Source organism: Pseudomonas fluorescens, from assembly GCF_902497895.1.
In the GTDB taxonomy this organism is placed as follows: Bacteria; Pseudomonadota; Gammaproteobacteria; order Pseudomonadales; family Pseudomonadaceae; genus Aquipseudomonas; species Aquipseudomonas fluorescens_BP.
The window spans coordinates 61945-84848 of sequence record NZ_CABVHQ010000025.1 but is presented as its reverse complement, the minus strand read 5'-3'; the positions used below and the strand labels follow the sequence as shown (position 1 = coordinate 84848).

15 protein-coding genes are annotated in these 22904 nt (G+C 60.8%); 10 read left to right on the top strand and 5 right to left on the bottom strand.

Going from position 1 to position 22904, the window contains the following annotated elements; all coding sequences use genetic code 11:
* Positions 1–39: 39 nt before the first annotated feature.
* Complete coding sequence (locus tag F8N21_RS14730) at positions 40–804, bottom strand: GntR family transcriptional regulator (protein ID WP_150642828.1); 765 nt, start codon at positions 802–804, stop codon at positions 40–42.
* A 349-nt stretch (positions 805–1153) separates the two neighbouring features.
* Between F8N21_RS14730 and F8N21_RS14725 the strand changes: the two genes are divergently transcribed.
* A complete protein-coding gene (locus F8N21_RS14725) occupies positions 1154–2344 on the top strand; it encodes a benzoate/H(+) symporter BenE family transporter (protein ID WP_150642827.1) in 1191 nt (396 codons plus the stop codon).
* Between the two features lie 217 nt (positions 2345–2561).
* Here the strand turns inward: F8N21_RS14725 and F8N21_RS14720 are convergent, their stop codons facing one another.
* Positions 2562–2906: a YggL family protein gene (locus F8N21_RS14720; RefSeq protein ID WP_150642826.1), complete on the bottom strand. Its 345-nt coding sequence runs from the start codon at positions 2904–2906 to the stop codon at positions 2562–2564.
* Positions 2907–3138: 232 nt separating this feature from the next.
* On the opposite strand from F8N21_RS14720, the gene dacB reads away from it, so the two are divergent.
* Positions 3139–4599 carry a D-alanyl-D-alanine carboxypeptidase/D-alanyl-D-alanine-endopeptidase gene (gene dacB, locus F8N21_RS14715; RefSeq protein ID WP_150642825.1) on the top strand — a complete coding sequence of 487 codons (1461 nt, stop codon included), beginning with the start codon at positions 3139–3141 and terminating at the stop codon, positions 4597–4599.
* Positions 4600–4809: 210 nt separating this feature from the next.
* Here dacB and F8N21_RS14710 read toward each other — a convergent pair whose 3' ends face one another.
* Entirely contained in the window at positions 4810–7209 is a 2400-nt protein-coding gene (locus F8N21_RS14710; RefSeq protein WP_150642824.1) for a diguanylate cyclase, read from the bottom strand.
* A 137-nt stretch (positions 7210–7346) separates the two neighbouring features.
* On the bottom strand, positions 7347–9617 hold the full coding sequence (gene rlmKL, locus F8N21_RS14705) for a bifunctional 23S rRNA (guanine(2069)-N(7))-methyltransferase RlmK/23S rRNA (guanine(2445)-N(2))-methyltransferase RlmL (protein WP_150642823.1): 2271 nt from the start codon (positions 9615–9617) through the stop codon (positions 7347–7349).
* A gap of 548 nt (positions 9618–10165) precedes the next feature.
* Here rlmKL and rmf point away from each other — a divergent pair.
* A complete protein-coding gene (gene rmf, locus F8N21_RS14695) occupies positions 10166–10381 on the top strand; it encodes a ribosome modulation factor (protein WP_003223300.1) in 216 nt (71 codons plus the stop codon).
* A 264-nt stretch (positions 10382–10645) separates the two neighbouring features.
* Here rmf and F8N21_RS14690 read toward each other — a convergent pair whose 3' ends face one another.
* On the bottom strand, positions 10646–11665 hold the full coding sequence (locus F8N21_RS14690) for a quinone-dependent dihydroorotate dehydrogenase (protein ID WP_150642822.1): 1020 nt from the start codon (positions 11663–11665) through the stop codon (positions 10646–10648).
* A gap of 232 nt (positions 11666–11897) precedes the next feature.
* Between F8N21_RS14690 and F8N21_RS14685 the strand changes: the two genes are divergently transcribed.
* From F8N21_RS14685 to F8N21_RS14650, 7 genes are all read left to right on the top strand, one after another.
* Positions 11898–13109: a CmpA/NrtA family ABC transporter substrate-binding protein gene (locus F8N21_RS14685; RefSeq protein ID WP_150642821.1), complete on the top strand. Its 1212-nt coding sequence runs from the start codon at positions 11898–11900 to the stop codon at positions 13107–13109.
* A 15-nt stretch (positions 13110–13124) separates the two neighbouring features.
* Entirely contained in the window at positions 13125–13700 is a 576-nt protein-coding gene (locus F8N21_RS14680; RefSeq protein ID WP_150642820.1) for an ANTAR domain-containing response regulator, read from the top strand.
* Positions 13701–14069: 369 nt separating this feature from the next.
* The gene (locus F8N21_RS14670; RefSeq protein ID WP_150642819.1) at positions 14070–15281 is read left to right on the top strand and encodes a nitrate/nitrite transporter; all 1212 of its coding nucleotides are present in this window, start codon (positions 14070–14072) and stop codon (positions 15279–15281) included.
* Between the two features lie 7 nt (positions 15282–15288).
* Entirely contained in the window at positions 15289–16959 is a 1671-nt protein-coding gene (locus F8N21_RS14665; protein WP_150642818.1) for a bifunctional protein-serine/threonine kinase/phosphatase, read from the top strand.
* A gap of 458 nt (positions 16960–17417) precedes the next feature.
* Positions 17418–19871: a nitrite reductase large subunit NirB gene (gene nirB / locus F8N21_RS14660; protein ID WP_150642817.1), complete on the top strand. Its 2454-nt coding sequence runs from the start codon at positions 17418–17420 to the stop codon at positions 19869–19871.
* Positions 19868–20185: a nitrite reductase small subunit NirD gene (gene nirD, locus F8N21_RS14655; RefSeq protein ID WP_150642816.1), complete on the top strand. Its 318-nt coding sequence runs from the start codon at positions 19868–19870 to the stop codon at positions 20183–20185. The genes nirB and nirD overlap by 4 nt, the downstream gene beginning before the upstream one ends.
* Positions 20185–22902, top strand: a complete 2718-nt coding sequence (locus F8N21_RS14650) for a nitrate reductase (protein ID WP_150642815.1) — start codon at positions 20185–20187, stop codon at positions 22900–22902. Before nirD ends, F8N21_RS14650 begins: the two co-directional genes overlap by 1 nt.
* Positions 22903–22904: the final 2 nt, after the last annotated feature.

Sequence of the window (22904 nt, the reverse complement as noted above, 5' to 3'; positions counted from 1 at the left end):
GCTGCCGCAGGCTGCGATCTTTTCGGCGAGCCCAACAAATCAAAGTTTGGCGGTTGTCCGACCCGGCTTCTTGGTCTGCAATATATGCGAGAACACCGCATGCAGATCGTCCGAGGCGCTGTCTTCGTCGAGGTTGAGCTTGCTGTCGATGTGATCCATGTGATGCATCATCAGGTCCACCGCAAGTGTCGCGTCGCGCGCCTCGATGGCGTCGATCAACTGGGTGTGTTCATCGTAGGAACAATGCGAACGGTTGCCGCTTTCGTACTGGGCGATGATCAATGAAGTCTGGGACACCAGGCTGCGCTGAAAGCTGATCAGCGGAGCATTTTTCGCCGCTTCGGCGAGCTTCAGGTGGAATTCGCCAGAGAGCCGGATCCCCGCCCCACGGTCGCCACGGGAGAAACTGTCGCGCTCGTCGTTGACCATTTGCCGCAATTGGCTCAACTCTTCGGCCGTCGCATGCTGCACTGCCAACTCGGTAATTGCGCGCTCGACCAGACGCCGCGCAAGAAACACCTGGCGGGCCTCCTGAACGCTCGGACTGGCCACAATGGCACCACGATTCGGGCGCAACAAAACCACGCCTTCATGGGCCAGACGCGACAGGGCGCGGCGAATGATGGTGCGGCTGACCCCGAAAATTTCCCCCAGGGCTTCTTCGCTCAACTTGGTGCCGGGCGCCAGGCGCTGCTCGAGGATGGCCTCTAAGATATGCGCGTAGACAATATCGTCCTGGGTTCCACTGCGGCCGGCCTTGCCTGCTCGCGGTTGTTTCTTGAGGGGCTGCAACTGATCGTTCATGGGCACTCGAGTTGGGAAAACTGCGGCGAACTACCGTGACTGTAGTACGACACGGCAGTTCACGGGCAAGTATCGCGAAAAAACATGGCACATTGTACACAACTGCGTGTGCTAACACGACTGTACGGCAATTTACGGCTGCGGCTGTATTGCAACATTCACTTATGTTTGCGTTTAGGCTTCACACAGAATCCATGGCGGACACCGACCCGTAGGAGCTGCCGCAGGCTGCGATCTTTTCAGGCGCACTGCACATCCCCGAAGATCAAAAGATCGCAGCCTGCGGCAGCTCCTACGGGGGGGCCGTGTTCACCGCGGACATCTTCATTTGTACAAGGACCACCGCTCCATGACCGACGCCACGCAAGCGCAGTTACGCCCATTGGCCGACACGTCACCTTCGGCCATCGTCGCCGGTTTCATCGCAATGATGACCGGCTACACCAGTTCGCTGGTGCTGATGTTTCAGGCCGGCCAGGCGGCCGGGCTGACCAGCGGACAGATCTCGTCGTGGATCTGGGCGATCTCGATCGGCATGGCGGTGTGCAGCATCGGCCTGTCCCTGCGTTATCGCACGCCTGTCACCATCGCCTGGTCGACCCCGGGTGCGGCGCTGTTGATCACCAGCCTGGGCGGTGTGAGTTATGGTGAAGCCATCGGCGCCTATATCACCTGTGCGGTGCTGGTGACCATTTGCGGGTTGACCGGCAGTTTCGAGCGATTGGTCAAACGGATTCCCGCCTCGCTGGCCGCGGCGCTGCTGGCCGGGATTCTGTTCAAGATCGGGAGCGAAATCTTCGTCGCCGCGCAACACCGCACGGCGCTGGTGCTCGGCATGTTCTTTACTTATCTGGTCATCAAACGCCTGTCGCCACGTTATGCGGTATTGGGCGCGTTGCTGATCGGCACGGCGCTCTCCGGCATGATGGGGCTGCTGGACTTCAGCGGCTTCAGCCTGGAACTGGCCACGCCGGTCTGGACCACCCCGCACTTCTCCCTGGCGGCGACCATCAGCATCGGCATTCCGCTGTTTGTGGTGGCTATGACCTCGCAGAACATGCCCGGCATCGCCGTGCTGCGCGCCGACGGTTACAACGTTCCTGCTTCGCCCCTGATCACCACCACCGGCATCGCCTCGCTGTTGCTGGCGCCGTTCGGTTCCCACGGCATCAACCTTGCCGCCATCAGTGCCGCGATCTGCACCGGGCCCCACGCCCATGAAGATCGCAATAAACGTTACACCGCAGCGGTCTGGTGCGGGATTTTCTACGCAATTGCCGGGGTATTCGGCGCCACGCTGGCGGCACTGTTCGCTGCGCTGCCCAAGGAACTGGTGCTGTCGATTGCCGCGCTGGCCCTGTTCGGCTCGATCATCAATGGCCTGAGCATTGCCATGTATGAAGTAAAGGAACGCGAAGCCGCGCTGATCACCTTTATGGTCACCGCTTCGGGGCTGACGCTGTTTTCGATTGGTTCGGCGTTCTGGGGGATTGTTGCGGGGGTGTTGACGCTGGTGATTCTGAATTGGCGCAAAAGCTGAAAAGATCGCAGCCTGCGGCAACTCCTACAGGATCCCGCACATATCCGGCACCGTAGGAGCTGCCGCAGGCTGCGATCTTTTGATCTTCTCGAACATCGCCCACAGAAAATCCCGGGAAACACGCCCGAGGCTTGAACAGATAATAGAAGGGAAAAATCGACAGGCCGCGCAGGGCAGCATCGAATCAGCGGCCCGGGCGGGCCGCTGGTTCATGACATCAGGCTACCGGATTGATTGGCTTTTCCGGGTACCAGACGTCCAACAGCGGGCTGACTTCAACGCTTTTCAGCTCGGTACGGCCTTTGAGCCAGGCTTCAACAGCTGCGCGCTGCTCTTCGCTGACCGAACCACGTTTGATCAGGCAAACCAGACCGTAGTCATCGCCGCCAACGTAGCCGAGGCCATTGGCCTCCATTGCTTCTTCCAGGAACTCGTTGAGGAAAGTGTCAATAGCCTCATCAGCCAAATCTTCTTTGAAATCCAGGTTCAGCTCGAAACCCAGCTCTTGAAATTCATCGACGCACAATTTTTTGCGCAGACGCTGGGAACGGTTAGTCGCCATGGAACAATCCTCATAAGTAATAACGGGCGGCACTTTAGCAGCTTAAGCAAGCGTTTGCCCGCCTCTATAGGGTCAGGTCTGTGCCGTCTGTAAAAAAATAGCCGATTGGAGCGACAGGGCACGGCACAAGTCGCCATACCTTGGGGCATAATGCCGACACTTTCATGACCACTGAGGGAATTTGTCCACGTGCCCTCGTCTTTTTCCCCTCGGCTGTAGGGTTTTATTACAGATGATCAAATCTTTGCGTCCATTGTTGCTTGCCAGTCTACTTCTGCCTCTGGCCCTGCCTGTTCAATCCGCTCCGATCAACACCGCCCTGTCGCCCAAGGTTCAACAAGCCCTTAAAGCCAGCAAATTGCAGAACGATGCCTTGTCACTGGTGATGATTCCGCTCAACGGCCCGGGCACCCCAACGATTTACAACGCCGATGTGTCAGTCAACCCGGCCTCGACCATGAAGCTGGTGACCACCTATGCCGCCCTGGAAATGCTTGGGCCCAACCATCAGTGGAAGACCGAGTTCTACACCGACGGTGTCCTCAGTGGCGGCATCCTGCGTGGCAACCTGTACCTCAAGGGCGGTGGCGACCCGAAGCTGAACATGGAAAAGCTTTGGCTGCTGATGCGTGACCTGCGGGCCAATGGCGTGCAGCAAGTCACCGGCGATCTGGTGCTGGACCGCAATTTCTTCGTGCAACCGCAGTTGCCGCAGTTCAATGACGACGGCAATGACGATAACAAACCCTTCCTGGTCAAACCCGATTCGCTGATGGTCAACCTCAAGGCGCTGCGCTTCGTCGCGCGCAATGACTCGGGCAAGGTCCTGGTTTCCGTCGAACCGCCGATTGCCACCATTCACATCGACAACCAGGTCAAGGCCGTCAACTCCAGGCAGTGCACCGGCAACGTGCGCTACAACCCGGTGGCCCGGGCCGATGGCGGCGTGAGCGTGACGGTCAACGGCCAGTTGGGCGAGGGTTGCAGTTCCCAGACCTACCTGTCGCTGCTTGATCACGCGACCTATACCGCCGGCGCCGTGCGGGCGATCTGGCAGGAACTGGGTGGCAGCATCCAGGGCCAGGACCGTCTGGCCGCAGTGCCCAAGGACGCCAAGGTCCTGGCCCGGGCATTCTCGCCGGATCTGGCGGAGATCATCCGCGACATCAACAAGTACAGTAACAACACCATGGCCCAGCAGCTGTTCCTCAGCCTCGGCGCCGAGTTTCGCAACGCTGCCGACGGTGACGACGCCAAAGCCGCGCAACGGGTAGTGCGCCAGTGGCTGGCAAAGAAAGGCATCACTGCGCCGCATCTGGTCATGGAAAACGGGTCCGGGCTGTCCCGCGCCGAACGGGTCAGTGCCCGGGAAATGGGCGCGATGCTGCAGGCGGCCTGGAGAAGCCCGTACTCGGCGGAGTTCGTCAGTTCGATGCCGATTGCCGGCATGGACGGCACCATGCGCAAACGCTTGAAACGCACCGCCATGGCCGGTGAGGCGCATATCAAGACCGGCACCCTGAACACCGTGCGCGCCATTGCCGGCTTCAGCCGCGACAGCAATGGCAATACCTGGGCAGTGGTAGCGATCCTCAACGATCCGAAACCATGGGGCGCGTCCTCGGTGCTCGACCAGGTGCTGCTGGACCTGTATCGCCAGCCGAAATTGGCGGAAGCTGCTTCGGCGTTGTAAACCTGCAGAGCCATGTGGTGAGGTGCTTTTGTGGCGAGGGGGCTTGCCCCCGCTCGAGTGCGCAGCGGTCGTAAATCGGCTGATGGGTTTTACCTGACGTAACGCGGTTGCCTGATTTTTGGGCCGCTTCGCAGCCCAACGGGGGCAAGCCCCCTCGCCACATTGGCCCCCTCGCCAGCAGCTCGCTCCTTGGGTCATTGTGGGAGCCTTCTACCTCAGCTCCCTCTCAACCCGATCCCGTCCCGCCTGCTTCGCTGCATACACACCCGAATCGGCGCGCAACAGCAACGCGTCAGCGCCTTCCGATACCCGCCAGCAGGCAATCCCGAAGCTTGCGGTCACTACGCCCACACCGTCGATCGGCGAGCTGCGCAGCCCCTGCCACAGTTCCAGCGCCAGAGTATGGGCCTGCTGCCCATCGGTGTCCGGACAAAGCACCATGAACTCCTCGCCGCCCAGGCGACAGAACACATCGGTGCGCCGCAAGCGCTGGCCGATGCGTTCACAGACGCCTTGCAGCACCCGGTCACCCACGGCATGCCCATGCTGGTCATTGATGCGTTTGAAATGGTCGATATCGAGCATGATCACCGCCATGTCCCCGACTCCGCGCTCGACCCGGGCCATTTCGGTCTTCAACCGTTCCTGGAAATACCGCCGATTGAAAATCCCGGTCAGAGAGTCGGTGACCGAAAGCGCCCGCAGCTCCTCCTCGACCCGCTTCAGATCGGAGATATCCGAGATATAGCCGTGCCAGAGCACCCCGCCACCCGGCAATTCTTCCGGCGTCGCCTCGCCACGGACCCAGCGCAATCCGCGTTGCGGCAGTTGCACACGGTATTCCTCACGCCACGGGCTGAGCTTTTGCGACGATGCACGAATCGAAGCACGGACTCTGGACGAATCTTGCGGATGGATTCGCTCGAAGATCGCCTCGGCATTTTTTTGCAGCAGATCCGGCTCCAGCTCGTAAATTTCACGAATGCCGTCACTGGCATAAATCACGCTGAACTTGCCATCCGCCGCCATCATGAACTGGTAAATCCCGCCCGGGACATGGGCACTGAGCTTTTTCAGCAGGGTATCGCGGGCCGCCAGTGCTTCGTGCACCCTTTTACGCTCGGTGACGTCAATACAGATCGCCAGGTGCCCGACCCACAGCCCCTGCTCATCGAGCACCGGCGCCGCGAGCATATTGACTGACAGGTAGCTGCCATCCTGACGCACCAGCGTCCATTCGCGCGCCTCATGGCCGCCCTCTTCGCCGCCCTCGACGAGCATCGCCTGGCACATCGGGATCGGCTTGCCATAACGCTGGCTCAGTTCCGCCGCACGCACTTGCAGCTCCTTGGGCAAGTGCAGGCTCTCCAGCGTCACATGTCCGAGCACCTCGACACTTCGATAGCCAAGCATTAGCTCGGCACCGGCATTGAAGGTACTGATCACCCCGCGCAGGTCCGTGGCGATGATCGCTACCTGAGTCGCCGCATTCAACACGCTGCGCAGTTGTCCATGGGCCTCGCGCAGCTCCTGCTCACGCAGGCGCAGTTCCCGGGTACGCTGCTCGACCAGCGCCAGGGCTCGCTGGCGCTGGCTGACCAGGACATAGAGCAAGACGCTGAGCAGCACGCTCAACAATCCGCCCATCACCGCCAGACTGGTAATCGTCGAATGGTTGGCACGCTCGAACGCTGCACTGGTGCGCATATTCAGGTCGTAGACCCGGTCCCCCAGGCGCAATATCGAGGTGTATTGCAAGGGTTGGCTGGCCACGGAATTGGTCGATTCGTAGAGCAGTTCAGACTGGCCATCGGTTGAGCGATCGTGAATCTGCACCACCAGATTGTCCTGGCTTTGCGCAGGAAAACCATCAGCCACCAGCTGGCGCATGCTGATCACGGCCAGCACATACCCCAGCGGAATCGATGGCACAGCCGTCGCCGAAACCCGCTCGACAACCGGCAAGGCCAGCAGCACACAAGGAGTATATTCAGGCTCGACCCCGATCAGTTGCAGCGGCTGGGAGACTGCCATGCCACCACGGTCCCGGGCCCGCTGCAGGGTGGCGCCCCGCCCGGGTGCGACCAACAGGTCCAGGCCCAGCGGCGAGCCCCACTCGCCGAGCTTCTGGTTATACAACAAAGGGACGTATTCATCGCGCTCGGCGGCAGGCTGCAGCCCGCCCGACGGACTCAGGTCACGAATCGAAAAGCCTGCCAGGCCTTGCGCTCGCACCCGTTGTTCAAATGCCTCACGTTCGGCCCTGGAAACCCGGGGCGCCCAGGAATAGGCCTGGGTTCTTTGCAACAAGGGCCGGGTGAAGCCATTGAACTCTTCCCGAGAGACTGACTGGGAGTTGACGATGAACCGGCGCAGGCTATCGAGGCGCTGCTCCTGATCTTCGAAACGCTCGGCAAACCGGTTCTGGCGCTCGCCGACCAATAGCTGAAAACGCTGCACCACCTGCTGTCGGTGGTCCTTGATAGTCGCCCAAGCCAACATTCCAGTCAGCACGCCACCGGCCAACAGCACCAGCAGCGCGATATACCAGGCCGAAACATCTTCACTGATAAAACCCAGAATCCTGGGTCGAATGGCGTGTAACGACATAAGCAGAACTCATAACGCCAGCGAGCTTGGGCGTCACATGGGCCTTGATTGAGTTATAGCCATTTGCCACTAACTTGACCAGCGCCAAAAGAGCCAAGAGCCTTTAAAAATCAAGGCCCTGTGGATCCAATCGGTTTTTAGCGGGCGGTGATTTTCCAGGCACGGTGGATCTTGCTGTTGCGGGCAAAATCCGCGTCTATCGTCTGCGCGGTGATTTCCTCGACCGCATACCGGCTGCCGAGGTTCTCTTCGAGCTGGAACTTGCGGAAGTTGTTGGAGAAATACAACACACCGCCAGGCGCCAGGCGCGCCATGGCCAGATCGATCAATTGCACCTGATCACGCTGCACGTCGAAAATCCCTTCCATGCGCTTGGAGTTGGAGAAGGTCGGTGGATCGATGAAGATCAGGTCGTACTCGTCACGGCAGGTATCCAGCCATGCCATCACATCGCCCTGCTCCAGACGGTTCTTGTCGGAGAAACCGTTGAGCGACAGGTTGCGCCGCGCCCAGTCCAGATAGGTTTTCGACAAGTCGACGCTGGTGGTACTGCGTGCGCCGCCCTTGGCTGCATGAACACTGGCGGTGGCGGTGTAGCAATACAGGTTGAGGAAGCGCTTGCCGGCCGCCTCTTTCTGAATGCGCATGCGCATTGGCCGGTGATCGAGGAACAGTCCGGTGTCGAGGTAGTCGGTGAGGTTGACCAGCAGCTTCACGCCGCCTTCGTTGACCTCGACGAACTTGCCCTGTGCAGCCTGACGCTCGTACTGCTTGGTGCCGCTTTGACGCTCGCGACGTTTGACGACCACACGGCTCTTATCAATGTTCAAGGCCTGCGGAATGGCCGCCAGGGCATCGAACATGCGCGCCGAGGCTTTTTCCGGATCAATGGATTTCGGCGCGGCGTATTCCTGGACGTGAACCCAATCGTGATAAAGGTCGATGGCCATGGAGTATTCCGGCATGTCGGCATCGTAGACGCGGTAGCAGTCGATGCCTTCACGCTTGACCCACTTGCCCAGAGCCTTGAGGTTCTTTTGCAGGCGATTGGCGAACATCTGCCCGCCTTCGCTCAAGCGCGGTTGCTCGATCACCACCGGTGCCGGTTTGATCGGGTTGCCGTTCTTGTTGTACTTCTCGTACTTGCCCGGTGCTTCGATGTTGTCTGCGACTTCGACCTCGGCCTGTTCGCGTTCGATCTGGCGTTGTTCCGGGGTGCGACGCTCGCCGGTGACGAACTGGTCCGGGGTGACCTTGATCAGCAGCAATTTGCACGGCAAGGCGCCGTTCCAGAACGAATACTGCTTATGGCTACGGATACCCATGCGCTTACCCAGTTCCGGCGCGCCGGTAAACACCGCGGCTTCCCAGTTCAGGCAGGCCTGACGCAGGCGTTCGCCGAGGTTCTGGTAGAGATACAGCAAACTCGCCTCATCACCCAGACGTTCGCCATACGGAGGGTTGCAGATAACCAGGCCTTTCTGGTTCTGGTCCGGACGCGGTTCGAAAGTCGCGACTTCACCCTGGTAGACCTTGATCCACTCGCTCAGGCCGGCCCGTTCGATGTTGTTGCGGCCCGGCTGAATCAGCCGAGGGTCGGCTTCGTAACCGCGGATCCACAACGGTGGCTTGGCCAGACCGGCGGCGGCTCGTGCGCTGGCTTCTTCGTGGAGTTTTTTCCACAAGGCCGGCACGTGGCCGAGCCAGGCGGTGAAACCCCACTGCTCGCGGCGCAGGTTCGGTGCCATATCGGCGGCGATCATTGCCGCTTCCACCAGGAAGGTGCCGACGCCGCACATCGGGTCAGCCAGTGCGCCGCCATCGGCAGCAATCCGCGGCCAGCCGGCACGGATAAGAATCGCCGCTGCGAGGTTTTCCTTCAGCGGTGCCGCACCTTGCTGCAGGCGATAGCCACGCTGGTGCAGGCTGTGCCCGGAGAGGTCCAGCGAGAGAATGGCTTCGCCACGGTCCAGGCGCAGGTGGATGCGCAGGTCCGGGTTGAGTTTGTCGATCGATGGACGTTCCCCCGACGGGGTGCGCAGCTTGTCGACAATCGCATCCTTGACCTTCAAGGCACCAAAGTGGGTGTTATCGATACCCGAACCGTGACCGCTGAACTCCACGGCCAGGGTCCCGTCGTTGAGCATATGGTCCTGCCATTCGATATCCAGCACGCCGTGGTAGAGGTCTTCGGCATCCTTCATCGGGAAGCGTTTGAGCACCAGCAATACCCGGTTGGCCAGACGCGACCAGAGGCACAAGCGATAGGCGGTCTCCATGTCGGCCATGCCGCGCACAGCCGAAGTGTGCTCGCGTGCTTCCTCAAGGCCAAGCCCGATGGCTTCCTCGATAAGCAGGCCTTCAAGGCCTTTGGGACAGGTGAGGAAGAGTTCGTAACGATCCGACATGGGAATTCCAGGGCCTTTTAAGCAATAAGTGAACGGGCAACGCATTGCCCGCTCGGTTTTCAATCAAGCGCTTTTCTTGAAGAGCGCTCGCGGGGCACGAAAGTGTGCCGTGCCACCCCGGCCGCTCAGCCAATCGAAAGGTTGGGTGAGCTTGGATGCCGGGGCAGATAAAAGATTCGGTGCAACAAAATGTCATATCTCGACCCTTCGTCGAATAATACCCGACGACAAGCGGCCGACATTTTCACCACAAGATTAACCTCATCATCTAGCAGGAGGCTGATCATAGTGGGCTTTGGCCAAGCAGCAGGCGATTGGCCACCTGCTTACTTATGGCCATAACATCATTATCGTTACGTTCTTATGACAAAACGATCATTCCCTCGATGTGACGCATTGGTTAGAACTCAACACAGGTTGACGCCGCAACGACGTCAACACCTTGGCTCGCGACGCCGGCAGCGAGCCGCCAACGGCAGAGAATTTCTGCCCGACCTCGATTGAGGTCGACGGGACATTACACAGTCAACAAGTGAGGGAAACACCCTATGAGAAGACTTAAGCGTGATCCGTTGGAAAGAGCATTTTTACGCGGATATCAATATGGCGTTGGTGGCAAATCCCGTGAGCTTTGCCCATTTACTCTACCGTCGGTACGCCAAGCCTGGATTAACGGCTGGCGCGAAGGACGCGGCGACAACTGGGACGGTATGACCGGCACTGCGGGAATCCACAGACTCAACGAACTTCACGCCGTCGGCTAAACAGGGCACACACTCCGACACCAAAATCTGAATACGTAACGACTTACCATGCTCGTCCCATCCGGACGGCGGGCTTCGGCCCAGGGGCTCCCTTGAGGAGCCCTTTTTTATGGGCGCTCACTTGCCATCACTCAATCCCTGTAGGAGCTGCCGCAGGCTGCGATCTTTTGATCCTGCTTCTCGGCCTTCTGTGCGTGAACACATAAATCAAGATCAAAAGATCGCAGCCTGCGGCAGCTCCTACAGTTAAATCTCCACTCGCCTTTAGCGCAATGCCGCGATGGCATCCACCGACTGGCGAATCAGCGCCGGGCCCTTGTAAATAAACCCCGAATACAACTGCACCAGGCTGGCGCCAGCGGCGATTTTCTCAGCCGCGTGCCTGCCTTCGGTGATGCCGCCCACGGCGATGATCGGCAGGCGCCCGGCCAATTCGCCGGCCAGTACCTTGACCGTATGAGTACTCTTGTCGCGAACCGGTGCGCCCGAAAGGCCACCCGCCTCGTCGCCATGTTCCATGCCTTCGACGCCAACGCGGCTCAGGGTGGTGTTGGTGGCGATCACCGCATCCATCCCGGTCTCGATCAAGGCTCGCGCCACCTCCACGGTCTCTTCGTCGGTCATGTCCGGAGCGATTTTGATCGCCAGCGGTACGCGCTTGCCGTGGCGCTGGGCCAGATCTTCCTGGCGCTGACGCAAGGCTTCGAGCAATTGCTTGAGCGAGTCGCCGAACTGCAGGCTGCGCAGCCCCGGGGTATTGGGCGAGCTGACATTGACTGTCACATAGCTGGCATGGGCGTAAACTTTATCCAGGCAGATCAAGTAGTCGTCCACTGCGCGTTCAACCGGCGTATCGAAGTTCTTGCCAATGTTGATGCCCAGGATACCTTTGTATTTGGCCGCCGCGACCCGGGCCAGCAAGTGATCGACGCCGAGGTTATTGAAACCCATGCGGTTGATGATCGCCAGGGCTTGCGGCAAGCGGAAAATCCGTGGTTTCGGATTACCGGGTTGCGCACGCGGAGTGATGGTGCCGATCTCGACGAAGCCGAAACCCAATTGGGCAAAACCATCGATGGCCGCGCCGTTCTTGTCCAGGCCTGCCGCCAGACCCACCGGGTTGGGGAAATCCAGGCCCATGACGTTCACTGGCATCCGCGCTGGCGCTTTGCACAGCAAGCCATTGAGGCCCAAACGCCCACCCGCGCCGATCAAGTCCAGGGACAGATCGTGGGAGGTTTCCGGGGAAAGTTTGAACAACAGCTGACGGGCCAGGGTGTACATGGGCGGGTTTGACTCGGTTGGCGGCGAAATGAGCCGGCGATTATAGCCGGGCAACGGGGCTGCAAGCGAGGCGCTCGATGAAATCTGCGGTTAATGGCATATGCCTTGCACCAAAGATTGCATCAGCACTCATGCCAACGGCGGGATGAGTCAAGGACAACGGCGTCGTCATCCGGCTTTGCTTGGGCAAGGGATCTGGGTACGACGCTTTTTTATGGAAGGTGCACACCTGATGAACGAATTTCCAGCAGGCCCCCTGGCCTGGGTCAATGGCAGCGATGCTCCGGAAAAGAGCGCGATCAACCTCGGTTTCATGGCCCTGAGCGATTGCGCCTCGGTAGTGGTCGCGGCCACCCAGGGCTTCGCCCAGCCCTACGGCCTGACCCTGAATCTCAAGCGCCAATCCTCCTGGGCCAACCTGCGGGACAAACTGGTCAGCGGGGAACTGGATGCAGCCCACAGTCTTTATGGCTTGATCTACGCCGTGCACCTGGGCATCGGCGGCGTCGCTGCTACCGATATGGCGGTGCTTATGGGCCTGAACCAGAACGGCCAAAGCATCAACCTGTCCCACGGTCTGCAAACCCGCGGGGTGACCGGTCCTGAAGCGCTGGATCAACACGTGCACCAAAGTCGTGCAAAGCTGACCTTCGCCCAGACCTTTCCCACCGGCACCCACGCCATGTGGCTCTATTACTGGCTGGCCAGCCAGGGCATCCATCCGCTGCGGGATGTCGACAGCGTGGTGGTGCCGCCGCCGCAAATGATCGCGCACCTGCAAGCCGGGCGCATCGACGGCTTTTGTGTCGGCGAGCCCTGGAGTGCCAGTGCAGTGCGCCAGGATCTGGGCTTCACCATTGCCACCACTCAAACCATCTGGCCCGATCATCCGGAAAAGGTCCTGGGCTGCACCCGTGCATTTGTCGAGCAGTACCCCAATGCCGCCCGTGCGCTGGTCATGGCGATCCTCGAAGCCAGTCGCTTTATCGAACAGAGCGCCGAGAACCGTCAAAGCACCGCGCAACTGCTGAGCGCCCGCGAGTACCTGGATGCGCCCCTGGACTGCATCCAGCCGCGACTGCTCGGCGACTATGCCGACGGCCTCGGCAATCGCTGGCAAGACCCCCATGCCCTGCGCTTCCATGGCGCGGGCGAGGTCAACCTGCCCTACCTGTCCGACGGCATGTGGTTCATGACCCAATTCCGCCGCTGGGGCTTGCTGCGCGACGACCCGGACTACCTCGGCGTCGCCCGCCAGGTCCAGCAACTCGAGCTGTACCGCGAGGCGGCGAGCACGGTGGGCGTCGACCACTCTGGCGAAACAATGCGCAGCAGCCAATTGATCGACGGCAAGATCTGGGACGGTTCCGATCCGGTCGGTTATGCCCGCAGCTTCAAATTGCACGCCATGACCGACTCCTCCGCCCTTCTCGCCAGCCGCTGACAGGAGACTGCGAATATGTTGCGTATCCTGCTGATCAACGACACAGCGAAAAAAGTCGGCCGACTCAAAGCGGCCCTGACTGAGGCCGGGTTTGAAGTGATCGACGAGTCAGGCCTGACCATCGACTTGCCGGCACGCGTCGAAACGGTGCGTCCGGATGTGATTTTGATCGATACCGAGTCACCGAGCCGCGATGTGATGGAGCAAGTGGTACTGGTCAGCCGCGACCAGCCACGACCGATCGTCATGTTTACCGACGAACATGACCCGGATGTGATGCGTCAGGCCATCAAGTCCGGAGTCAGCGCCTACATCGTCGAAGGCATCCTCGCCGCGCGTCTGCAACCGATCCTCGACGTGGCCATGGCTCGCTTTGAAAGCGACCAGGCCTTGCGCGCGCAACTCCAGGCCCGCGACCAGCAACTGGCCGAGCGCAAGCGCATCGAGTTGGCCAAGGGCTTGCTGATGAAGATGAAGGACTGCAAGGAAGAAGAGGCCTACACCCTGATGCGCCGCCAGGCCATGAGCCGCCAGCAGAAGCTGATACAGGTGGCCGAGCAAATAATTGCCATGAGTGAGTTGTTGGGCTGAAGTAATGCAGCGTCCGGAAAACCGTTAAAGATCGCAGCCTGCGGCAGCTCCTACGCCGATCCGGTCCACCCCAAAATTGCGGGTGTCCGAGATCCCGTAGGAGCTGCCGCAGGCTGCGATCTTTTCGGTCCACACCCAAAAAATCAAACTCTGGCGCGGCTCTTGCAAATCAATCCATACAGGTAACCAACGGCGGTTGCCCCACCTACGACAAAGACGTCGCACATCCTACTCGCCCACGCAGCGAATCGGGTTGCGGCGTTTTTTTCGTTTTTGGCCCCATAGCACGGGGCCGGTGGTGCGGCCTTTAGGGCACTCCACATGAAAGCTCATGACTCCTTTCGAGACTCTTTACAGCTGAGGTGCGCGATGAATTCAAGCTTCTGGAAATCCGGCAATACCCCGACATTGTTCGCGGCCTTCCTCTATTTCGACCTGAGCTTTATGGTCTGGTACTTGCTCGGCCCTTTGGCGGTGCAGATCGCCACGGACCTGCAACTGACCACCCAGCAACGCGGCATGGTAGTGGCCACGCCGATTCTGGCCGGTGCCATCCTGCGCTTTTTTATGGGCTTGCTGGCTGATCGCCTGTCCCCCAAAACCGCTGGACTGATCGGCCAGGTGATCGTCATCTGCGCGCTGTTCGGCGCCTGGAAGCTGGGCATTCACAGCTACGAGCAAGCCTTGGTGCTCGGGCTGTTTCTCGGCGTGGCTGGCGCTTCGTTCGCGGTCGCCCTGCCCCTGGCCTCGCAATGGTATCCACCGCAGCATCAAGGCAAGGCCATGGGCATTGCCGGTGCGGGTAACTCCGGCACGGTCCTCGCCGCGCTGATCGCCCCGGTGATGGCCGCCGCATTTGGCTGGAGCAATGTATTCGGTTTCGCGCTGATCCCGCTGATCCTGACCCTGATCGTCTTTGCCTGGCTGGCGAAAAACGCTCCAGAGCGACCAAAAGCCAAGTCCATGTCTGACTACTTCAAGGCGTTGGGCGACCGAGACAGCTGGTGGTTCATGTTCTTCTACAGCGTGACCTTCGGCGGCTTTATCGGCCTGGCCAGCTCCCTGCCTGGCTACTTCAACGACCAATATGGCCTGAGCCCGGTGACCGCTGGCTACTACACCGCCGCCTGCGTCTTCGGTGGCAGCCTGATGCGTCCGCTGGGTGGCGCCCTGGCCGATCGCTTTGGTGGCATCCGCACCTTGCTCGGCATGTACACCATCGCGGCGATCTGCATTACCGCGGTGGGCTTCAACCTGCCGAGTTCCTACGCCGCTCTCGCCCTGTTCGTCTGCACCATGCTGGGTCTGGGTGCCGGTAATGGCGCGGTCTTCCAGTTGGTACCGCAGCGTTTCCGTCGGGAGATCGGCGTGATGACCGGCCTGATCGGCATGGCTGGCGGCATCGGCGGCTTCGCTCTGGCGGCCGGTATGGGTGCAATCAAACAAAGCACCGGCAGCTATCAGCTGGCCCTCTGGTTGTTCGCCAGCCTCGGCGTACTGGCCTGGTTCGGCCTGCACGGCGTCAAGCGTCGCTGGAGAACCACCTGGGGTTCGGCAGCTGTGACCGCTGCTCGGGTCTGAGTACTCAATGAGCCTGCAACTGAGCTTTGCCCAAGCCAGCGCCATCGGTCCGCGGGAGGAAAACCAGGACGCCCTGCGCCTGGTCACGCCAACCCCGGCGCTGGCTGCCAGCAAGGGTTATCTGTTCGCCATCGCTGACGGCGTCAGCCAGTGTGCCGACGGCGGCCTCGCCGCTCGTTCGACCTTGCAGGCACTGGCTCTGGACTACTACTCCACGCCGGAAACCTGGGGGGTGGCACAGGCCCTGGACCGGTTGTTGCTGGCACAGAATCGCTGGCTGCAGGCCAACGGTGGCGGACTGCCCTTGCTGACCACCGTCAGCGCACTGGTGCTACGGGGGCAGCGCTTCACCCTGGCGCATGTCGGCGATTGTCGGGTCTATCGCTGGTGCGAGGGAACGTTGCAGCGCATCACCGAGGATCATGTCTGGGAACAACCGGGCATGCAGCATGTGCTCAAGCGCGCACTGGGCCTGGATCAGCACCTGGTGCTGGACTTTCTCGACAGTGAACTGCGTTTAGGCGAGAGCTTCGTCATGCTCAGCGACGGCATCTGGGCGGTGCTCGGCGACACGGCGATCAGCGCGATCCTGCGCGATCAGCCCGATCTCGACAGCGCCGCGCAGACGCTAGTCAATGCCGCGCACCTGGCGGGCAGCCAGGACAATGCCAGCGCCTTGCTGGTCCGGGTCGACGCCCTCGGCGAGGCAACCATCGGCGATGCGTTGATCCATTTGCAGCAATGGCCGTTGCCACCGACGCTCAAGCCCGGCCAGTGGTTCGAAGGCTGGCAGGTCGAGACGTTGCTCGGCCAGAGCCAGCAGTCCCTGCTCTACCGCGTTCGTGATGCCCAGCAGCAACTCTGGCTACTGAAGACTCTGCCCGCGCACCTGCATGACGACACCCAGGCCGGGCAAGGCCTGTTGTCGGAGGAATGGTTTCTGCGGCGAGTCGCCGGCCGACATTTCCCCGAAGTGCATGCCGCCAGTCAGCGTCAGCATCTGTACTACGTGATGCGCCAATACCCGGGCTCGACCCTGGCCGAGTTATTCGCACAAAGCGGTCCGCTGCCCCTGGCGCAATGGCAGGAACTGGCTGAACGGCTGCTGCGGGCGGTGGGCATGCTGCATCGACGGCAGATCCTGCACCGCGATATCAAACCGGAAAACCTGTTGTTGAGTGACGACGGGGAATTGCGCTTGCTGGATTTCGGTCTGGCGTATTGCCCCGGACTTTCGGAAGACCAGGCGCATTTGCTGCCGGGAACTCCGAGCTACATTGCTCCGGAAGCCTTCAACGGTGATGCGCCAACGGCGCAACAGGATCTGTATGCGGTGGGCGTGACCCTGTATTTCCTGCTCACTGGCCATTATCCCTATGGAGAAATCGAAGCCTTTCAACGGCCGCGTTTCGGCCTGCCCGTCAGCGCCAGTCGCTATCGACCGGACCTGCCGGACTGGCTGGCGCAAAGCCTGGAACGTTCGGTTGCCGCCGATCCGGCGCAACGCTTTGAAACTGCCGAGGAATGGTTGCTGCTGCTGGAACAGGGCGAACGCCGCAGTTTGAGTGTGCGGCCCAGGCCGCTGCTGGAGCGAGAGCCGCTGAAGGTTTGGCGGACGTTGGCGCTGGTGTCGTTGTTGATCAATCTGGTGCTGCTTTTTTTGCTATTCCACGGTTGAGCACGCGCTTTCCGTAGCAGCTGGCGAAGCCTGCGTCCGGCCGCGGAGCGGTCGTAATCCAGGCGACTCAATCTTTTGCCAAAAATGCGGCATGGCCTTTTTACGACCGCTTCGCGGCCGGACGCAGCCTTCGGCAGCTGCTACGGGATTTGCATCGCGCCAAATGCGGGCAACACGCATTGAATTGGTGCAAAAAATCCCTTCCGGACAAATCTTTCAACCTAAAACCCCAATAAAACCGCCCCTTCGCCAAACTTGGCACAACCACTGCATTACCTTCTGCAACAGACATAAAGCCCAGCCTTCAACGACGAAGGGTGCGCTTCCCGAGAGAACGGGATCAGGACAAAGGCGTCCTCGCTAGTCAACTAGCGGGATGCCTTTTTTTGTTTGCGCAGAATTTGTCGAGCCAGCCTGACCGCCCTGATAAGGCAGGCCTGAGCTCACCGGAGATCCTTATGAAAAAACTCAAACTGGTGATGATCGGCAACGGCATGGCCGGGGTTCGCACCCTGGAAGAGCTGCTCAAGCTGAGTAACGAGCTGTACGACATCACGGTCTTCGGCGCCGAACCCCATACCAACTACAACCGCATCCTGCTGTCGCCGGTACTGGCCGGTGAGCAGACCTTCGAAGAGATCGTGCTCAACGACCTGAGCTGGTACCTGGAAAACAACATCAAGCTGCTGCTCAACCGCAAAGTGGTCGAGATCGACCGGGTCAAACGCCGAGTGATCGCCGAAGACGGCAGCGAGGCCGAATACGACCGCCTGTTGATCGCCACCGGCTCGACACCCTTCATTCTGCCGATTCCAGGCAATACCTTGCAGGGCGTAATCGGCTACCGCGACATCGCCGACACCCAGGCGATGATCGACACCGCCAAGACCCACAAGCACGCAGTGGTCATCGGTGGCGGACTGCTCGGTCTGGAAGCCGCCAACGGCCTGATGCTGCGCGGCATGCACGTGACCGTGGTGCACATCGGCGAATGGCTGCTGGAGCGGCAACTGGACAAAACCAGCGGCGAACTGCTGCAAAGCGCCCTGGAAGGCCGCGGCCTGAACTTTCGCCTGTGCGAACAGACCCAGGCCTTGCACGACGCTGGCAACGGTCGGGTCGGCTCGGTGCAATTCAAGAATGGCGATGTCATCCCCGCTGACCTGGTGGTGATGGCCGCCGGCATCCGCCCGAACACCGAACTCGCGGAAAAATCCGGTATTCCCTGCAACCGCGGGATCCTGGTCAATGACACCCTGCAAACCTACGACCCGCGCATCTATGCAATCGGCGAATGCGCCAGCCATCGCGGTATCGCCTACGGTCTGGTCGCGCCACTGTTCGAACAGGCCAAGGTCTGCGCCAACCACCTCGCGCAACTGGGCTTCGCTACTTACAAGGGCTCGGTGACTTCGACCAAATTGAAAGTCACCGGTATCGACCTGTTCTCCGCCGGCGACTTCATGGGTGGCGAAGGCACCGAAACCATCACCCTTTCCGATCCCATCGGTGGGGTCTACAAGAAGCTGGTGATCAAGGATGACGTGCTGGTCGGTGCCTGCCTGTACGGCGACACCGCCGACGGCGGCTGGTACTTCCGGCAGATCCGCGAGAACCACGGCATCGGCGAAATCCGCGACCACCTGATGTTCGGCGAAAACGCCCTCGGTGACGTCGGCCACCAAGGCCAGGACAAAGCCATGAGCATGGCCGACACAGCTGAAGTCTGCGGCTGCAACGGCGTGTGCAAAGGCACCATCGTCAAGGCGATTCAGGAACACGGCCTGTTCAGCGTCGACGACGTCAAGAAGCACACCAAGGCCGCCAGTTCCTGCGGTTCCTGCGCCGGCCTGGTGGAGCAGATCCTGATCAACACCGTCGGCGGCGCGGCGGACGTCAAACCGAAAAGTGAAAAAGCCATCTGCGGTTGCAGCGACCTCAACCACGGGCAGATCCGCCAGGCGATCCGCGACCAGCACCTGCTGACGATTGCCGGGACCATGAGCTACCTGAACTGGCGCACCCCGAACGGCTGCGCGACCTGCCGTCCGGCGCTGAACTATTACCTGATTTCCACCTGGCCGGGCGAAGCCAAGGATGACCCGCAGTCGCGCCTGATCAACGAGCGGGCCCACGCCAACATCCAGAAAGACGGCACTTATTCTGTAGTCCCGCGGATGTGGGGTGGTGTGACCAATCCCTCCGAACTGCGGCGCATTGCCGACGTGGCCGACAAGTACAACGTACCGATGGTCAAGGTCACCGGCGGCCAGCGCATCGACTTGCTGGGGATCAAGAAGGACGATTTGCCGGGTGTCTGGAAAGACCTCGACATGCCATCCGGCCACGCCTATGGCAAATCCATTCGCACCGTGAAGACCTGCGTCGGCAGCGAGTTCTGCCGCTTCGGCACGCAGAACTCCACCCAATTGGGGATCGAGCTGGAACATGACCTGTTCAACATGTGGTCGCCGCACAAGGTCAAGCTGGCCGTCTCCGGTTGCCCGCGCAACTGCTCGGAAGCCGGGATCAAGGACGTCGGCATCATCGGCGTGGACTCCGGCTGGGAGATGTACATCGGCGGCAACGGCGGGATCAAGACCGAGGTAGCGGAGTTCTTCGTCAAGCTGAAAACCGCCGAAGAAGTGCGCGAGTACAACGGCGCCTTCCTGCAACTGTATCGCGAAGAAGCCTTCTACCTGGAACGTACCGTGCACTACCTGCAACGGGTCGGCATGGAGCACATCAAGAAAGCCGTGCTGGAAGATCCGGTACGGCGCAAGGCCCTCAATGAGCGCCTGCAATTTTCCCTGTCGTTCGAACAGGACCCGTGGAAGGAGCGTCTGGAACAGCCGCTGCTGAAAAAAGAGTTCGACACCATCGTGGTGAAACAGCTGGAGGTGCTGGCATGAACTGGCTGGATATCTGCGCCCTGGAAGAAATCAATGCCCTCGGCTCGCGGGTCATTCGCGGCCCGAAAGGCGATATAGCGATCTTTCGCACAAGTGATGACGAGGTTTTCGCGCTGGATGACCGCTGCCCGCACAAGGGCGGCCCGCTCTCTCAAGGCCTGATCTACGGCAAGCGGGTCGCCTGCCCGCTGCACAATTGGCAGATCGATCTCGAATCCGGCGAAGCCCAGGCCCCGGACATTGGTTGCGCTCACCATCATCAGGCCCGGGTTGAGAATGGCCGGGTCATGCTGGCACTACGGGATGCAGTCTGATGAACCGCCAGACGACCGCCTCGACCTGCTGTTACTGCGGGGTCGGCTGCGGTGTGTTGATCGAGCATGATGGCGAGCAGATTCTCGGCGTCAGCGGCGACCCGACGCACCCGGCCAACTTCGGCAAGCTGTGCAGCAAAGGCGCGAGCCTGCACCTGACCGGCGACCTCGCGACACGGGCGCTGTACCCGGAACTGCGGCTCGGCAAAGGCCTGGCCCGCAGTCGCACCGATTGGGATACCGCCCTGGATCACGCGGTCAATGTATTTGCCGAGACCATCAGCGAGCACGGCCCGGACAGCGTGGCGTTCTACATTTCCGGGCAACTGCTGACCGAGGACTACTACGCCTTCAACAAGCTAGCCCGAGCACTGGTCGGCACCAACAACATCGACAGCAATTCACGGCTGTGCATGTCCTCGGCAGTGGTCGGCTACAAACGCAGCCTCGGTGCCGACGCCCCGCCGTGCAGTTATGAAGACCTGGAACTGAGCGATTGCGTGATGATCGTCGGCAGTAACATGGCCTACGCCCACCCAGTGCTGTTTCGTCGCCTGGAAGAAGCTAAAAGCCGCCGGCCACAGATGAAAGTCATCGTCATCGACCCGCGGCGCACCGACACCTGCGAGCTGGCGGACCTGCACCTGGCGATTCTGCCCGGGACCGATGTCGCGCTGTTCCATGGGATTTTGCATCTGCTGCTGTGGGAAGACTGGATCGACCGTGACTTTATCAAGGCCCACACCGAAGGCCTGGCTGAACTGAAAAATCTGGTTCGTGATTACACCCCGCAGATGGTCGCGCAACTGTGCGGGATCAGCACCGGGCAACTGCAGGAATGCGCCGAGTGGATCGGCACCTCGCCCAGTTTCCTGTCGCTGTGGTGCATGGGGCTCAACCAGTCCACCGCCGGCAGCGCAAAAAACAGCGCGCTGATCAACCTGCACCTGGCCACCGGGCAAATTGGCAAGCCGGGCGCCGGACCTTTCTCTCTGACCGGTCAGCCCAATGCCATGGGCGGTCGCGAAACCGGCAGCCTGTCGAACCTGCTGCCCGGCCACCGCGAAGCCGCGAACCCTGAGCACCGGGCGGAAGTCGCCAGCTACTGGGGTGTCGAGCAGCTGCCGGAAAACCCTGGGCTGACCGCCATCGAGCTGTTCGAACAGGTGCGCAACGGCAAGATCAAAGCCCTGTGGATCGCCTGTACCAACCCGGCACAATCCCTGCCGGATCAGAATGCGGTGCGCGAGGCGTTGCAGGCGTGCCCGTTCGTGGTGCTGCAGGAAGCCTTCCGTACCACTGAAACCGCGCCGTTCGCCGACCTGCTGCTGCCCGCCGCCAGTTGGGGCGAGAAGGAAGGCACGGTGACCAATTCGGAGCGGCGTATTTCCCACGTTCGCCGCGCCATAACCGCACCCGGCGAAGCACGGGCGGACTGGGCCATCACCGTGGATTTCGCTCAACGCCTGGAACAACGTCTGCGCCCGGGCCAACCCAGCCTGTTTGCGTTCAACGATCCGGCACAGGTCTTCGACGAATACAAAGCGCTGACCCGCGACCGTGACCTCGACCTGTCCGGCATCAGCCACACCCTGCTCGACCAGCTCGGTCCGCAGCAATGGCCCTTCCCCGGCGGCGCGCTTGAGGGAACGCCTCGTCTGTACGTCGACGGGATTTTTCCGACCGCCAGCGGCCGGGCTCGGTTTATTGCCGAGCCCTACCGCGCCGCCAAGGAACAGCGCGATGCCCGCTTCCCGCTGACCCTGATCACCGGTCGCCTGCGCGACCAATGGCACGGCATGAGCCGCACCGGCACCGCCGCGCAATTGTTCGGCCACGTCAACGAAGCGGTATTGAGCCTGCACCCCGACGAATTGCGCCGGCATCGCCTGCAATCCGGCGATCTGGTCAGCCTGAAAAGCCGTCGCGGCAACGTGATCGTTGCGGTGGGTAGCGATGACAGCGTCCGCCCTGGCCAAGCCTTCCTGCCGATGCACTGGGGCGATCGTTTCCTCAAGGGTGGCATCAACACCATCACCCAACCGGCATTCGACCCGCTGTCGAAACAACCGGAACTCAAACACAGTGGCGTGCGCATCGAACCGGTGCAGTTGCCCTGGCAGCTGTTTGCCTTGATCGAAGGCAACGTGCAGGAGCATTTCGAGGCCCTGCGACCGCTCTGTGAGGGCTTTACCTACGTCAGCCTGAGCCTGACCGGCCGCGAGCGTCCGGCGCTGCTGATACGCGCTGCCAGCGCCGAGGCACCTGATCCGCAGTTGCTCAAGGACATTGACCAACAGCTGGGGCTTAACGAAGGACCAGTACTGGCCTATGACGACCCACGACGCTCCATTGGCAAGCGAGTGCGGATCGAAAGCGGACGCATCACTGCCATCCGTCTGGCCGGTGAAACCCTCGCCCGCCATTGGCTGCAAAGCCTGTGGTTAGAGGGCACGGCCGACGAACAATTGCGCCGCTGGCTGCTGGCCCCACTGAGCACCCCGCCAGGTAGCGCGACCAGCGACCCGTCCGCCAACAAAACCCTGTGCAACTGCAAAAACGTCAGCCAAACCGCGGTCTGCGCCGGCATCCGCCGCGGGCTGGATCTCAACGGCTTGAAACAAGAACTGGGCTGCGGCACTCAATGCGGCTCCTGCGTACCGGAAATCAAGCGTCTGTTGGCTGCTACTGCCCAACCGATAGCCGTCACTTCGTGAGG